Source organism: Corynebacterium sp., assembly GCF_030826625.1.
In the GTDB taxonomy this organism is placed as follows: domain Bacteria; phylum Actinomycetota; class Actinomycetes; order Mycobacteriales; family Mycobacteriaceae; genus Corynebacterium.
In genome coordinates, this window is the sequence record NZ_JAPJNQ010000054.1 from 1 (window position 1) to 14,664 (window position 14,664).

At 55.2% G+C, this 14,664-nt stretch carries 14 protein-coding genes; 2 read left to right on the forward strand and 12 right to left on the reverse strand.

The window, feature by feature from the left end; all coding sequences use genetic code 11:
- The 6 genes from RCH87_RS07525 to dapE all read right to left on the reverse strand — a co-directional run.
- The coding region (locus tag RCH87_RS07525) for a methyltransferase domain-containing protein (protein ID WP_306516099.1) at positions 1 to 607 on the reverse strand (607 nt) is incomplete at its 3' end.
- A gap of 9 nt (positions 608 to 616) precedes the next feature.
- Positions 617 to 946, reverse strand: a complete 330-nt coding sequence (locus RCH87_RS07530) for a DivIVA domain-containing protein (RefSeq protein WP_306516109.1) — start codon at positions 944 to 946, stop codon at positions 617 to 619.
- A 47-nt stretch (positions 947 to 993) separates the two neighbouring features.
- Positions 994 to 1,851 carry a glucosyl-3-phosphoglycerate synthase gene (locus tag RCH87_RS07535; protein WP_306516100.1) on the reverse strand — a complete coding sequence of 286 codons (858 nt, stop codon included), beginning with the start codon at positions 1,849 to 1,851 and terminating at the stop codon, positions 994 to 996.
- A complete protein-coding gene (folP, locus tag RCH87_RS07540) occupies positions 1,848 to 2,672 on the reverse strand; it encodes a dihydropteroate synthase (protein ID WP_306516101.1) in 825 nt (274 codons plus the stop codon). The genes RCH87_RS07535 and folP overlap by 4 nt, the downstream gene beginning before the upstream one ends.
- Entirely contained in the window at positions 2,672 to 3,400 is a 729-nt protein-coding gene (locus tag RCH87_RS07545; protein WP_306516111.1) for a TIGR00730 family Rossman fold protein, read from the reverse strand. Before RCH87_RS07545 ends, folP begins: the two co-directional genes overlap by 1 nt.
- Positions 3,401 to 3,563: 163 nt before the next feature.
- Complete coding sequence (gene dapE, locus RCH87_RS07550; RefSeq protein WP_306516112.1) at positions 3,564 to 4,694, reverse strand: succinyl-diaminopimelate desuccinylase; 1,131 nt, start codon at positions 4,692 to 4,694, stop codon at positions 3,564 to 3,566.
- Positions 4,695 to 5,012: 318 nt separating this feature from the next.
- Here dapE and RCH87_RS07555 point away from each other — a divergent pair, with 318 nt between their 5' ends.
- A complete protein-coding gene (locus tag RCH87_RS07555) occupies positions 5,013 to 6,419 on the forward strand; it encodes an amino acid permease (RefSeq protein WP_306516102.1) in 1,407 nt (468 codons plus the stop codon).
- A 183-nt stretch (positions 6,420 to 6,602) separates the two neighbouring features.
- Positions 6,603 to 7,574 carry a 2,3,4,5-tetrahydropyridine-2,6-dicarboxylate N-succinyltransferase gene (gene dapD / locus RCH87_RS07560; RefSeq protein ID WP_306516103.1) on the forward strand — a complete coding sequence of 324 codons (972 nt, stop codon included), beginning with the start codon at positions 6,603 to 6,605 and terminating at the stop codon, positions 7,572 to 7,574.
- Between the two features lie 72 nt (positions 7,575 to 7,646).
- On the opposite strand, the gene RCH87_RS07565 is transcribed toward dapD, so the two are convergent.
- The 6 genes from RCH87_RS07565 to RCH87_RS07590 all read right to left on the reverse strand — a co-directional run.
- Entirely contained in the window at positions 7,647 to 8,195 is a 549-nt protein-coding gene (locus RCH87_RS07565) for a GtrA family protein (RefSeq protein WP_306516114.1), read from the reverse strand.
- A gap of 69 nt (positions 8,196 to 8,264) precedes the next feature.
- The gene (gene dapC, locus RCH87_RS07570; RefSeq protein WP_306516104.1) at positions 8,265 to 9,365 is read right to left on the reverse strand and encodes a succinyldiaminopimelate transaminase; all 1,101 of its coding nucleotides are present in this window, start codon (positions 9,363 to 9,365) and stop codon (positions 8,265 to 8,267) included.
- Between the two features lie 51 nt (positions 9,366 to 9,416).
- Positions 9,417 to 9,749: a ferredoxin gene (gene fdxA / locus RCH87_RS07575; protein WP_306516105.1), complete on the reverse strand. Its 333-nt coding sequence runs from the start codon at positions 9,747 to 9,749 to the stop codon at positions 9,417 to 9,419.
- Positions 9,750 to 10,172: 423 nt separating this feature from the next.
- Complete coding sequence (locus RCH87_RS07580; RefSeq protein WP_306516106.1) at positions 10,173 to 11,036, reverse strand: PIG-L family deacetylase; 864 nt, start codon at positions 11,034 to 11,036, stop codon at positions 10,173 to 10,175.
- A gap of 111 nt (positions 11,037 to 11,147) precedes the next feature.
- Complete coding sequence (locus RCH87_RS07585) at positions 11,148 to 12,977, reverse strand: ABC transporter substrate-binding protein (RefSeq protein ID WP_306516107.1); 1,830 nt, start codon at positions 12,975 to 12,977, stop codon at positions 11,148 to 11,150.
- Between the two features lie 26 nt (positions 12,978 to 13,003).
- A partial coding sequence (locus RCH87_RS07590; protein WP_306516108.1) for a GTP-binding protein occupies positions 13,004 to 14,664 on the reverse strand: 1,661 nt, incomplete at its 5' end.

Genomic DNA, 14,664 nt, shown 5'->3' on the forward strand with positions numbered 1-14,664 from the left:
CGTCCAAGTGCCCAACATCGGGAGTTAACACCACGAGCTGACCAGATGGCTTGAGCACCCGGGCAAACTCAGCCATGTTGCGAGGTGCAAACACTACCGATAACGCGTCGGCACAGTCACTAACAATCGGCAACCGCTGCCATACATCCGCAACCACAGCCCCCACCTTCGGGTGGCATTTCGCCAATTGCTTCGCCGCTGGAGTGGAAATATCCAATCCAATCCCCCGGGCACCAGCGATGCTGTCTAACGTATGGGACAAATAATAACCAGTACCAGCACCAGATTCAATGATGACCGGTCCAGCAGATCCCGCCTCAGTACCGTCCTCAGTTAAGGACTCTGTTGCTTCCACGATCGCCGCGGTTACCGCCTCAACAAATGGCGCGAAATGACCACCTGATAAAAACGTCTCCCGCGCGCGAATCATGTCCGCGCTGTCTCCTTCATGACGGCGGCCTGCACCAGCAATCAAGCTGACATAGCCCTGCTTGGCGACGTCAAAGCTGTGGCCTGAAGCAGAAACTAAACGACGGCCATCATCCTCTGCGTGCAACGGGGTGCCATCGTCGGGGTCAGCGAGTAGATCAATTACCTCAGCAAGCATAGCTTCAGTCTAGTCTGTGGAATGGCGCTGGCTGCGCAAGCGCGCAATTTCTACCTGACATTCCGCGAGCACAGCATCAACCTGATCTGGCCGATAACCACGCGGAACTACAGAAAATTCAACCCTGTCCAACACTCCCTCTGCAACCGCCTGGCGGTTAGCCACCGCAATCTGGCTTTCATTCTCGTGCCGGGCGGCTTCCGCAGTATCGGCAAAACCCGCAGCGGTGCCTGGTCGCGCTGCGGCATCATCTACACCGAATAGTTTGGACCAAAGCACGACTCCGATCACAACGACCACCGCGATGATGATGAGAAGAAAAATCCACGATAGAAACATCGCCACTGATTTACTCCTTTGAAAAATTCTTGTTCACGCCTAAGCGCCTAAGTGATCCCGTATTCTTGCAAGCTATCGCGCTCGCTCACCCTTGTCGGATGCTCGTCGGCAAGCTCAGGTGTGGCCAAATCCGGCGTTTCCGCATGCACCGCCGACAGTTCGGGAGCCGCACCAGCACGGTGAATAATGGTCGCAGCGACAATATCTGCCATCGACGAGAGCTCATGAAGAGGTTTATTCCTATGGTGCCGAGTACCGAGGGCTACCTGGGCAATCGCAGATACTCCAAAAGTGCGGGCCACATCGATCAACAAACCTGCTTCGACTCCGAAGCCCCCAACAAACGGAAGCTGCAGTGCAGCGGATCGGCGAACCGCGTATTCCCCGCCCAACGGCTGAGCAACATGTGCCAGCTCAGGAAAGAATATCCGCAACAGCGGCTTAGCGGTTAGCTCCGTCACACGGCCGCCACCAGTGTTTGCGCCCCGAAATCCACGTTGATAAATGGGTTTCACCAACGCGAGATTGTCGTCGTCGGCAAGCGGCTGCGCTAGGGTACGCACAAGCCCCGCCGGGGGCTCCACCAAGTCCGCGTCGACGAAGACCACGAAGTCGTTACGCGCTTCTGCTACCCCACGCCAGAGGGATTCGCCCTTGCCCTCGCGCGTCGCAACCTTTCGCCCCGGCGCGGCATCCCGCCAATTCACGACTCGCGCACCAGCATCTCGCGCGAGCTGTGCAGTGGCATCGGTGGAGTCAGCATCGATCACGATGATCTCGCCAGGGTTTTCCGTAGCGATCGAGGTGACCACCTCAGCTACGGTGGCTTCTTCATTCAATGCGGGAATGACCACGCTGACGCGATTTAAAAATCCCGCACCAGCAAGCGTAGGGCCGTGGCTCATAACAGCCCGCGAATGGTGTTTTCGGGTGCACGCCACCCGGCGATCGCTTCTGTCATCTTGATGACGTCTAAGGTTTCAGCGACTTCATGCACGCGAAACGCAGCGACCCCACGGGCGGCTGCCCAAGCAGTAGCTGCCAAAGTTCCTACGACCCGGTCACGTGGTGCGCGTTGGAGTGTTTCGCCGATGAAATCCTTATTAGATAAAGCCATCAGAACGGGCCAGCCGGTAGCGACAAGCTCGTCGCATCGGCGCAGCAGCTCCAGCCCATGGAAAGTGTTTTTGCCAAAATCGTGGGTGGGATCGATAAAGACTTTGTCTGCTGGTACCCCACAACTGACGGCACGTTCAGCCAAGGCGGTGCATTGTGTGACCACATCAGCGACGACGTCGTCGTAATGCACCCGGTGTGGACGAGTACGTGGAGTGTTAACCCCGGTATGCGAACACACGTAGCCGACGCGGTGTGCACCCGCAACCTCGACGAGCTCAGGTTCGTAACCGGCCCAAGTGTCGTTGATCAATCCTGCACCGGCTGCGATGGCGGCTTCGGCGACATCGGCACGCCACGTATCAACAGATATGGTGATCTCCGGGTAGCGTTCGGCGACGGCGGCAATCGTTGGGATAACGCGGTCGATTTCTTCGGCGCTATCTACTTCATCGCCCGGGCCGGCTTTCACGCCACCAACATCGATAATGCTGGCACCATCGGAGATGGCTTGGGCGGCACGGGCGAGCGCTGAGTCTTCTGCGAAGGTCGCGCCTTTGTCATAAAACGAGTCGGGAGTGCGATTAATAATCGCCATGATTTCAGGCATTAGTTTTCTGCCTCGGCAATACGTTCGTGCACCTGCAAAATGTGTTCAACGGCCTCGTCAACGTCATCGGTCAGAATGAACAAATCCATGTCTGATTGCGAAATCATTCCTTCGGCAACCAGACGTTGTTGCAGCCAATCCACCAGGCCTTCCCAGAATTCGGTTCCGACGAGCACGATCGGAAAGCTGGTGACTTTTTTCGTCTGCACCATGCACAAAACTTCAAACAATTCATCCAGGGTGCCAAGCCCGCCCGGCAGGCACACGAAACCCTGAGAATACTTCAAAAACATCGTTTTGCGGGCAAAGAAATAACGAAAATGAATGCCCAGGCCAATGTAATCGTTGAGTTGCTGTTCGAAAGGCAACTCGATACCGAGTCCGACAGAGCGACCACCGGCTTCAAAAGCTCCTTTGTTCGCGGCTTCCATCAAACCTGGCCCACCACCGGTAATCACGGCGTAGTCCCGTTCGACGAGTTTGGCAGCCAGCTGCTCGCCTAGCTGGTAGTACTTGTCACCTTGCGGGATGCGGGCCGAGCCGAAGACGGTCACTGCTTTCGGCAGTTTCGCCAAGGCATCAAATCCAGCGACAAATTCACCTTGAATACGCAGAATTCGCCATGGGTCAGCGTGCATCCAGTCATGATCAGCGCTGCGTTCAAGTAGCCGACGGTCATAGGTCGATTGGGAGCGGTCCTCATTCCGGGTGATCACCGGCCCGCGCATATTGACCTCATGGGGCGATGATCCGCCACGCGTGGATCCATCTACATTCTGCTGCGTCTTCGTGGTGCGTGCTGACACACCAGAAGTATTCGTGTCAGGAGAAGTCGCCTCGTGTGCAGTCGCGTCGTGTGCAGTCGCGTCGTTGGGAGTTGCTGCAACCATATTAGGAAGATAAGTCCTTGTTCTCGAGGTAGTCAATAAGCTGTTGTGCTACTTGGGTAATCTGCGCGGTCGGACATTGTTCATTCGGTTTGTGCGCATAGCCGGGATCACCACAGCCGAAATTCACCGCCGGTACTCCTAACGCGCTGAATCGGGATACATCAGTCCAACCAAGTTTCGCCCGGAAGTTGCCACCGACTGCCTCGAGAAGACGCTTGGCGACGGGCGCACCGAGTCCCGGCATCGCAGCACCGGCACTATCGTCGACTTCCACGTGCAGGGGCGCGTCGTCGGCAAGCTCATTCAACCCCAAGGCATGCAGCACATGCTGCAAAGCTTCGGCTTCACTACGATCCGGTGCAAAGCGAAAGTTCACGAACATCCATGCATCATCCGGGATAGTGTTCGTTGCCACTCCGGATTCCAGATGCACGATGTTGAGGCCTTCCCGGTAGGTACAACCGTCGATAACCACTTCGCGGGCCTGATAATCCGCAACCTTCACCATCACGGGTGCAAGGGTGTGCGCAGCATTCGAGCCCAACCACGAGCGGGCCGAATGAGCTCGCTGGCCGGTGGCACTTATTTTCAAGCGCAATGTACCCTGACAACCGGCTTCGATGATGCCGCCGGAAGGCTCACCGAGTAGTGCGAGATCTCCTGCTAGCCATTCTGGGTTATCACGCTGCAGGTGATACAAACCGTTGTAACGAGTCGCTACCTCTTCGCCTTCATAGGCGATCATGGTCAGATCACAGGATAACTTGCCGGAGTGCACCAGCTGCGAAAACACGTGCAGATAAACGGCAAGACCGGATTTCATATCAGTGGTTCCGCAGCCATGCATGATCTCTTCGCCGTTAGCACTTTCCAACATGCGGTGCGGAACGTTATCGGCAAGCGGAACAGTATCAACGTGGCCTGCTAAAACTACCCGAGTGTCAAAGCCCGCATTGGTTTTCGCGCACACAGTGTTATTAAAGCGCTGGATGGTGAAATCCGCAGCGGCATCTTGGCGCACTCGACGCAGGGCGTCCTCGATCGCATCAGCGATATCTTTTTCGTGATGCGACGGTGATTCAATATCGACCAGGGCCGCCGTTAACGAAATCGGGTCGCTCAAAAAATCCAGTGCGTGCGTCGCAGCGGACTGGCTCGCTGTAAACTTGGATTTTTCGTGTTCGGTTGCTTCAGTTTCGGTTTGTGGATCTTTTCCAGGCTGTGGGGTACTCACAGTGCCCCAGCCTACCGCGCCCAGACTGAGTAGTTTCGTCGGAATAGCTGAGTACTTTCGTCAAAATAACGCTGCCACGGCTCACCCTCGATTACACCATCTATTTCTTGCCCCACAACGTGATCCGGAAAACATTCTGGACTAGTGTTTTGTGTATTCTGCGAAAGAATCGGTCAGAAAACTACTGGCTTCACGGGAGAAAGAAAGGCGTAAGTCATGACGCAACCGCAAGCTGGGGCGTCCTCAGCGAAAAAACAGGGCGCAAACCTGATGAAAACTCGTCACCTGACGATGATGGGCTTGGGCTCTGCCGTCGGAGCCGGCCTATTTCTGGGGGTAGGGCTCGGCGTCCAAATTTCCGGTACCTCGGTTTTGCTCTCCTATATCGTCGCCGGAATCTTGGTCACCCTGATCATGCGCATGCTGGGCGAAATGGCAGCTGCTCGCCCAACACTGGGCTCTTTTTCAACGTTTGCCGGAATGGCATTCGGTAACTGGGCACGTTTTACCAACGGCTGGATCTATTGGTTCATGCTGGTCATGGTCATGGGCGCCGAAATTACCGGCGCTTCAGCCATCATTGCCGCGTGGTTTGGCATCCCTCCCGTCTTCCCAGCATTGCTAGTGGTGGTATTTTTCGCCTTGGTGAATTTCGCGAATGTGCGCGGTTTCGGCGAATTCGAGTTCTGGTTCGCGATCATCAAAATCGCTGTCATCGTCGGGTTCATCGGCATTGGCCTGCTGATGATCTTTGGCTTGTGGCCGGGTGCGGACGGCGCTAACCCGGGCGAATTCATCGAAAACTTTGCTCCTAACGGAATTTCCGGTATCGCAGCTGGGTTATTGGCAGTCGCTTTCGCCTTCGGCGGCATCGAGCTGGTAACCATCGCCGCTGCAGAGTCCGAAGATCCAGCGAAAAACGTAAAAACCGCGGTCAACGCCATCATTTTCCGTATCTTGTTCTTCTACATTGGCTCAGTCCTCGTCATCACGCTGCTGTTGCCCTTTGATTCCATTCAAGATGCCGATGTCGCTGCTGAATCTCCTTTTACCCAGATCCTCGCCCTAGCTAATATCCCTGGTGCCGCGGGCTTCATGGAACTGATCATCGTCATCGCGTTGCTTTCAGCGTTCAACGCACAGATCTACGCCACCTCACGCCTGGTGTTCAACATGAGCCGCGATGGAAACGCCCCAGCGGTGTTCTCCAAGACCAACAACGCCGGCTCACCCCAAAATGCGGTCATCTTGTCCGTAATCTTCGCCTTCGGTTCGGTGGCACTGCAGTGGTGGAATCCACCAGGACTGTTGGCTTTCTTGTTCAACGCCGTCGGCGGCTGCCTGCTTGTGATTTGGATCCTCACCATCCTGTCGTATTTGAAGTTGCATCCAGTCATGCAGCGAAAAGGCGAATTGGCGGAGCTGAAATCTGGCTTTTATCCATGGGATGCCTATATTTCGTTAGCGGCGCTAGCGGGCATCATCGTACTGATGTTGACTGATCCCGGTTCCCGTGGACAGCTCACCGCAGTCGGCGCACTGTTGATAGTCCTGTTGATCGCCTCAGTTTTCGTGGGCCAAAACAGGAAACGCAAAGGCTTGTCGAACGTCGTCAAGCAATAATCACTGCAGCACAATAAACGTCGACCATTTCGGGTATGCTCGGAGCAGCATAGGCCAGTCACATACGTAACTTGAATCACAACTTGATTCACAGTCGCGGTGTGGCCTGTCATTAGGATTAGTCTTTAATGATTAATCGCGAACAACGACAGTACCCGAAACAGGATAGGTAATAGCTTTTCTATGACTTCAGCATCGGCACGCGGACTCGCAACCGTCACACACGATGGCACTGTTCTCGACGTCTGGTTCCCAGCCCCTAAGCTCGGAGAATCCGTCACTAACAGCACCACCAGCAAATTGGATGACGTTCCACAGCAATTCGCAGACCTGGTTGGCCCAGATGAAGAGCGTGGAGTTGCGCGCATCGCCGTACGCACCGACATTGCCGACTTAGACCAGGCACCACAAGATACCTACGACGCTTACCTGCGCCTGCACCTGCTTTCGCACCGTTTGGTCAAGCCCCACGAACAAAACCTCGAGGGCTTATTCGGTCTGCTGGCGAACGTAGTATGGACGAACTACGGCCCTTGCGCCGTGGAAGACTTCCAAATGGTACGTGGACGTTTGGCAAGCCGAGGCCCAGTCACCGTCTATTCAGTCGACAAGTTCCCACGCATGGTTGACTATGTCGTACCTTCTGGCGTGCGCATCGGCGATGCCGACCGTGTCCGTCTCGGCGCTTACCTGGCAGAAGGCACCACAGTCATGCACGAAGGTTTCGTGAACTTCAATGCCGGTACGCTCGGCTCTGGAATGGTCGAAGGACGCATTTCTGCTGGTGTTGTCGTCGATGATGGCTCCGACGTCGGTGGTGGTGCTTCCATCATGGGCACCCTATCCGGTGGCGGTAAAGAAGTCATCTCTGTCGGCAAGCGCTGCCTTCTCGGCGCCAACGCCGGAATCGGTATCTCTCTGGGTGATGATTGCGTAGTCGAGGCGGGCTTGTACATCACCGGCGGAACCAAACTCACAGTATTCGGTTCCGTGGCAGAAGCCATTGGTGTCTCCAAGGGATCGACAGTCAAAGCAAGTGCGCTTAGCGGTGCCAGCGGCATTTTGTACCGCCGCAATTCGGTTTCTGGCTCGGTAGAAGCCACCGAATGGAAAGCTTCTGCTGTGCAGCTCAATGAGGAACTGCACAAAAACTAAAGCCCCGTGGCCGCTTACGCAGCCGCTTAGGCCACACTGCTGGTAACAATCACCGGCAGCAAGCCAAGCGAGCTACGATGCTGGGGAGTCGTAAACCACGCGGCTCCCCTTCGGGCTTTTTCGGAAAGTCCAGAATTTATTAATCAAAAAATTCACCGGCATCGACACCAAGATCGAAATCGCACTCGCCCAATAAAATTTTGTGCGCAGGCCAGTTGAATCATCGAAGACATCCTCCGGTAACGCAATCGGCGATCCAGGGTTCATCAGCAGCACTAGAACAATCTGTGAAACAACCAGTGCACCGAGCCCTGTCAGCATGAATGGCACCAGCCCACGAAACCAGCCTACCGAGGACGCATCTTTAAAAGTCCACGCACGATTAAGCTGGTAATTCCAAATATTCGCCACAATGAATGCCAGTACCGTGAAGACGTTGTACCAGCGAATATTGTAATCAGTACTGAACAGTGGCAGAAACACTTCTCGTTCGTTTAACGCAAAAACCACTTCTGCAAACTTCTTGCAGATATACACTACGGTCAGGTTCACAATCACGCCAGACCCACCCACCACGCCAAATTGGATGAACTGACGCAGGTTCGCTAGTGCCTGTACCATCTTCGAGGAAGCTTCTGCCACACGGTCCCTTTCGCCAACTAGCCAAGCAATATCCCGTAGCCCCTGCGGCTACTGGTTTTCCCGCAGTCGCGTCACTGCAGCAGCAACACGTTCGTCGGTTTCCGTCAACGAAATTCGCACGTGGTTTTTACCTTTCGGGCCGTAGAATTCCCCTGGCGCAACAAGAATCCCCCGGCGAGCAAACCAGTCAACACTGTCACGACATGGTTCATCACGCGTTGCCCACAAATACAACCCGGCTTCTGAGTTATCCACCCGGAAACCAGCATCCAACACTGCCCCGAGGAGCGCCGCACGTCGTGCAGCATAGCGCTGCTTTTGTTCCAGTTCGTGGGCGTCGTCTTCCAACGCCGCCACCATGGCCGCTTGGATTGGTCCTGGAACAATCAGCCCAGCATGCTTTCGTGCCTGCAACAAAGCGTTGACGATCTCCGGGTCACCGGCGAAGTAGCCGGCACGATAAGAAGCTAGATTTGAAGTTTTCGATAGCGAATGAATCGCTAGAAGATTCGTGGTATCGCCGTCGCACACGCGCGGATCCAAGATGGACAGTGGCTCGGCTTCGTTTTCGCCTTGCCAGCCTAAGCCCAAGTAGCACTCATCGGAGGCTACGATGACCCCACGCGATTGCGCCCAGCCAACAACTTTGCGCAAATGCTCAATGCCTAATACTTTGCCGGTCGGGTTCGACGGACTGTTGATGTAAAGCAGATCAGGCCGCCCAGGTCCAATTTGCGTCAAAGAATCTGCACGCAAAATATTCGCCCCGGCTAAACGCGCAGAAACCTCGTAAGTGGGATAGGCCAGCTCTGGGATCACCACCGATTTCGCACCCAGCAACGTCGGCAACCAGGCAATGGCTTCCTTCGTACCAACTACAGGCAACACCGCATCAGCCGACGCTTGCATTCGATAGCGTCGCTGCAGCGCAGAGGCTATCGCTTCCCGTAGCTCCGAAGTTCCAGCAGTCTGTGGATACCCAGGCGCTGCACCAGATTCAGCCAAAGCCAGCTGAATACCTGGTGCGACAGGGTCAACCGGCGTGCCGACGGAAAGATTAACGATGCCGTCGGCATGCTCTTCGGCCGTCTTCTTCGCTGTTTCTAGGCTATCCCATGGGAAATCCGGGAGCGGAGGTGTGCGCAACATTGTGTCCTCGTTTAATCGGCCGTATTCGTTCGACCGTGTTTATTCGGCGGTTTAGGTTTCTACGTCCTGGTTTTGTGGTGGCAATGCAGCAATCATCGGATGATCGAAATCTTGCACGCCAAGTCCTGCTGCCCCACCTGGCGATCCCAGATCATCGAAGAAACCGACATTCGCGTCGTAATATTCTTCCCACTCATCAGGGGTATCGTCTTCATAGAAAATAGCTTCGACAGGGCAAGCTGGCTCGCAGGCGCCACAGTCAACGCACTCATCTGGATGAATATAAAGCATGCGTTTGCCCTCATAGATACAATCCACTGGGCACTCTTCTACACATGCACGGTCCATCACATCGACGCATGGCTGGGCAATGATATAAGTCATGGGCTCTCCTATTTACTTTCGCTGTGCGGCACGATGGTTTCTTTTCCGGCTGGCGATGACCGCCCACGCTGCTCCTGCGAGGACGGCGCACACCAAACCCACCACGGACGCGAACGCAGCTGACGTGGGCAACATCAGTGCAACTACACCCAACCAGACTACCGCTGGTATGACCTGAATGAGGTAGTTCTGCGACCATAACGTGGCGGTTTTCACCAAAACCGAGCACCCACCGAAGGCCATTGGGATAGTCCACGGTAGGCTCGTCACCTTTAGCTCGATGGTAGCGGGCAGATACTGCAGACAAAAAACTGCAGCGGCGGCAGCGAAAATACTAAGCCACACCAGCGCACCTATCACCTCGCCGCGGCTAAAATCAGTTCGGGTATACGCTACGCCCACGGTGATGTTGCCTCATTACCACTATTCGGCGGCATTCGTAGTGTTGGAAAACTGGATTTCTTGTGCACGTGCATGTTCCCCAAGCCCGAAGGGCACCTGGTAGTGCTCTGTGCGAGAAATCGGGTAGGCATACAAATTCGATAGGGCGTAGACGCCTACCAACGTATCGTCATATTCAGTCTGCACCGCTTGCGGGTTAACTCTCGACGTCCGACCATCGGCGATCCACACCTGCGTGGCATGGGCCGCCATTGCCTCTCGTTTAGCCGTGCTTTCGTCGTCGTCAAGCACCAAACCAATATCTGCGAACTCGTCTGTACCATTGAATAAATATTCTTGGCTGGGCCACTGCCAACCTTCTGGCAACACAAATTGCTGTTGCCCCTCAACCACAGCAGGACGATAAAGCACTGTCCACCATAGTTCAGGATCGATGCCACCAGCGTGCACTCGCGAAAGCGCCTGATGCGTGGCCTCATGGGCAGCAATGTGGTCGGGATGCCCGTAACCACCATCCGGGCCGTAGGTAATCACCAGGTCGGGCTGTTCCGCACGCAAGTGGTTTTCGATGGCAGAGGCTGCGGCTGACACATTATTAACCAAAGCCCCCGGGTGTTGTGAAGCAGCAGAGCCTGCCATCCCAGAGTCACGAAAACTAAGGTTTAACCCGCGAACCTGCAACACCGCCAACGCTTTGTCTAATTCTGCCTGGCGGAACTCTGCCAAATCAGCGACGATTTCCTCCCGTCCAATAATTTCGCCCTCTTCACCGCCTGTGCATGTCAGCACCGTGACTTGGGCGCCTTGTCGAGCAAACCGGGTTAAAGCTCCCCCGGTCCAGATTGATTCATCATCCGGGTGGGCGTGGACTGCCAGTACTTTCATTGCATCTACCTTCCAAATTAGGCGCTAGATTGAGATTGAGTCGCGTAACTTCTCAGCTAAACCGTCCAGCCCCAGCGCTGAATACGATTGCTGAAGCTGCAAGCCGAAAAACTATTCCGGCACGTTTGTCATAGCGTCTTTGCCCGTCAATTTCCACTGTGGCACTGTTTTTAATCCCGCAGGCCACGTTTCCAGTCCCTCGTTCGGTCCGATGATACCGCGGCCAAGAGCGCGGATTCGTCGCTCATCGATCAGGGGCACGAATAGGGCGTGTTCTTCACGCAAGTTCTCGACGAGCTGTTGTCCACCTGCCTGGTCAATCTCGCCGCTCAATACTTCGGTCCACAGATCAGCATGATTAGGCAGGCAATGCGGAAGCCAACTAGCCTGTGCTGTGCTTGATTCAGGAGCGCGGCACAGCAGATCATCGGCGATAGCAAGAGCCGACGAAGTAGTATCATCCCAGCTGATCACAGCATCAACTTCGCCTGCGGGAACCAAGTCGGAACTAATTGTTGCAAAACCATCTGCGACGACTTCTGCATGCACACCGAGCGTAACCATCCGGTCCACCAGGAAAGCAGCAGCTGCACTGGCAACAGTATCTGCTGGATCTGCCGCAATACGCAATGGACGTGCAGCAGAGGTTTCTGTGTCCAACAATGCAACATCGTTTTCATTCGAAATCTCGTCATTGTTCGTCGAGCCCTGCGGTGCCGTGGATTGCGGTGTTGACACCGAAGCACTACCCACCGCCTGTGCAGCATCGTCGGAAAATCCTGGAATCCGTACATCCGTGCGTCGACCCGAAGCAAAGACAGCGAGTTCAGGAATATTCAATGACGACATGAATTCTGCACGGGCTTCGGGACTGGCAAAAATAGATGATCGCGTCGTGAGATCAATGCGCAGTTGGCGGGGCGTATTGAAGCGAAATACCTCAGTGCCCGGCAGTGCACTATACGCTGCGAACGTGGTTTCTTGCGGGGTGATATCCGCGAACGAAAGTTGACCAGAGCGCAGCAAATCAAGCCCCTGCGCAGGACTACGAATTTCAGTCAATTCCACGACGTCGATAGACGCTGGGTCTGCACCCCAATAGCGATCGTTGCGATGCAAAGTCACTTTTCCCCGACCCCAATCAATGCTATCTATTTGATAGCGTCCTGCCCCAGCTGGCAGTTCGCGGGCACTGGCAAACGGGGTGTTCATCAAGTGTGCGGGCAGCAAATATCGGAATAGGCCCTGCCAGTCAGCGACTCGCTGCGAGAAATCCACATCTACAATGCGTCCTCCTGCAGAGCTGGAGATCTCCGAAATCGCGAAATATCCCGCTGCCCCTACGACCCCTGGTGTGGTGATCATTTTGTCCCAAAGATAGATAAAATCTTCTCCGGTGATGGGGGTGCCATCCGACCATTGCGCCTGCGGTGCGATGGTATAACGCACTCGCTGCACTACAGGAGTGTCAGCGACATCCGCAAAATCGCTAGCAGCACCTAAATCACTGGCCTGAGCCCCAGCGGCTTCAGGCACTGGGATCTCTTCTGCCGATTCTAAAAGCTCGGTGATTTCATCACCACGAAAAGCCGAAGGCAGCACCAACGCCGCAATATCATCGACGACGGCTTGTTGGTTAGCTTGCACATGCGGGTTCAAACCAAAATGTATCGGGTCAATGCCCACCCCGACCTTGGACGCAGAGTGCGGACTAACCTTACGTCCGTTAACTTCGCCCGGTCGGTTCGCCTGAGCCGCGTCCTCAGGCTCAGCAGAGTGACCGTCACCGGAGCGCCCATGGGCACCAGCAACGTCAGCTGCGCTCGACTCAGCTTCCTGGCCAGTCTCAATCGGTGGCGGACCGGGATTAGCCACACATGAAGCCAGCAGGCCGCACACAGCCACCAATGCAACAGCGACTGCGCGTCGTCGAGTTTTCATAAAAGACGCCAAGGTCGGTTGGTGAGCTACTTCTGGTTTTTCGCGCGGGAAGCTGCACGGCGACGTTCGGAAGCGTTGAGCTCTACCTTGCGCACACGCAAAACCTCTGGTGCGACCTCGACGCACTCATCGTTGCCACAGAATTCCAGTGCTTCTTCCAACGACAGCGTCTTCGCTTTAGCCAAGGTCACGGTCGTATCAGCTGAAGCCGCACGCATGTTGGTTAGCTTCTTTTCCTTGGTGATGTTGATGTCCATATCTTCATCACGGTTATTTGCGCCAACGACCATGCCTTCATAGGCTTCTGCGCCTGGTTCTACGAAGAAGTTGCCGCGATCAGCCAGCGACATCAAAGCGAACTGGGTGATCTTACCGGAGCGGTCAGCAACCAACGATCCGGTCGGGCGCGACTTAATCTGTCCTGCCCATACGTCCATGCCATCAGACATCGAGTTAGCGATACCCGTACCACGGGTTTCAGTCATGAACTGCGTGCGGAAGCCAATCAGGCCACGAGCTGGGATACGGAAGACCATACGAACCCAGTCGCCTTCCTTAATATCCATGGATTGCATTTGCCCCTTGCGGCCAGCAAGCAACTGAGTTACTGCACCCTGGAACTCGCTTGGCACATCGATGGTGATGATCTCGTATGGCTCATGCAACTGTCCATCAATCGTCTGGGTGACAACTTCTGGCTTGCCGACTGTCAGCTCAAAGCCTTCACGTCGCATCGATTCAATCAACACCGACAACGCCATTTCACCGCGGCCTTGCACTTCCCAAGCATCTGGCTTCTCAGTAGGCAGAACGCGCAAGGAAACGTTACCGATCAGCTCTTGATCCAAACGGTTTTTCAGCAGGCGTGCGGTCATCTTGTCACCGCCACCACGGCCAGCCAAAGGCGAGGTGTTCACTCCGATGGTCATCGAAATTGCTGGCTCGTCGACGGCGATGCGCGGCAAAGCCTTTGGCTCTTCGGTATCAGCAACCGTATCGCCAATCATAATTTCTGGAATACCTGAAATTGCAACGATATCGCCGGCGATGGCTTCTTTCGCCGGTTGACGCTCAAAGCCTTCGGTGCGCAGCAATTCAGCAACTTTGACGTTACTGATCTTCTGGTTGCCCTCTTCGTCGTAATGAATCCAGGCAACTTGCTGTCCTTTGATGATCTTGCCTGCGTACACGCGCAGTAGGGCCAGACGCCCTAAGAAGTCTGAGGAGTCAAGGTTGGTCACGTGTGCTTGCAACGGACCATCAACGTTGGCGGATGGCTCTGGCAACACATCATAGATGACGTCGAAAAGCGGCTGCAGATCGTCCGAATCTGGAACGTTGCCATCACCCGGATCCTCGGTCGACGCCTTACCTTCACGGCCCGAAGCGTAGAGTACCGGCAGTTCCAGCAATTCTTCGGCCGCAGCCGCAGCGTCCTCGTCTTCCAGCCCTGCGGCAATCTCGAGCAACAGATCCTGGGATTCCTGAACGACTTCGTCAATGCGAGCATCCGGGCGATCAGTCTTGTTGACGGCGATGATCACAGGAAGCTTGGCTTCCAAGGCTTTAGTCAACACGAAGCGAGTCTGCGGCAATGGGCCTTCGGCAGCATCGACGAGCAAGACCACACCATCGACCATCGAGATTCCGCGCTCAACCTCGCCACCGAAGTCAGCGTGGCCTGGGG

Bases quoted from the DNA above. Each gene is read 5' to 3' on its own strand.
- RCH87_RS07530 (WP_306516109.1), bottom strand. From the start codon at position 946: ATGTTTCTATCGTGGATTTTTCTTCTCATCATCATCGCGGTGGTCGTT.
- RCH87_RS07535 (WP_306516100.1), bottom strand. From the start codon at position 1,851: ATGAGCCACGGCCCTACGCTTGCTGGTGCGGGATTTTTAAATCGCGTC.
- folP (WP_306516101.1), bottom strand. From the start codon at position 2,672: ATGCCTGAAATCATGGCGATTATTAATCGCACTCCCGACTCGTTTTAT.
- RCH87_RS07545 (WP_306516111.1), bottom strand. From the start codon at position 3,400: ATGCGCGGGCCGGTGATCACCCGGAATGAGGACCGCTCCCAATCGACC.
- RCH87_RS07555 (WP_306516102.1), top strand. From the start codon at position 5,013: ATGACGCAACCGCAAGCTGGGGCGTCCTCAGCGAAAAAACAGGGCGCA.
- dapD (WP_306516103.1), top strand. From the start codon at position 6,603: ATGACTTCAGCATCGGCACGCGGACTCGCAACCGTCACACACGATGGC.
- RCH87_RS07565 (WP_306516114.1), bottom strand. From the start codon at position 8,195: ATGGTACAGGCACTAGCGAACCTGCGTCAGTTCATCCAATTTGGCGTG.
- dapC (WP_306516104.1), bottom strand. From the start codon at position 9,365: ATGTTGCGCACACCTCCGCTCCCGGATTTCCCATGGGATAGCCTAGAA.
- fdxA (WP_306516105.1), bottom strand. From the start codon at position 9,749: ATGACTTATATCATTGCCCAGCCATGCGTCGATGTGATGGACCGTGCA.
- RCH87_RS07580 (WP_306516106.1), bottom strand. From the start codon at position 11,036: ATGAAAGTACTGGCAGTCCACGCCCACCCGGATGATGAATCAATCTGG.
- RCH87_RS07585 (WP_306516107.1), bottom strand. From the start codon at position 12,977: ATGAAAACTCGACGACGCGCAGTCGCTGTTGCATTGGTGGCTGTGTGC.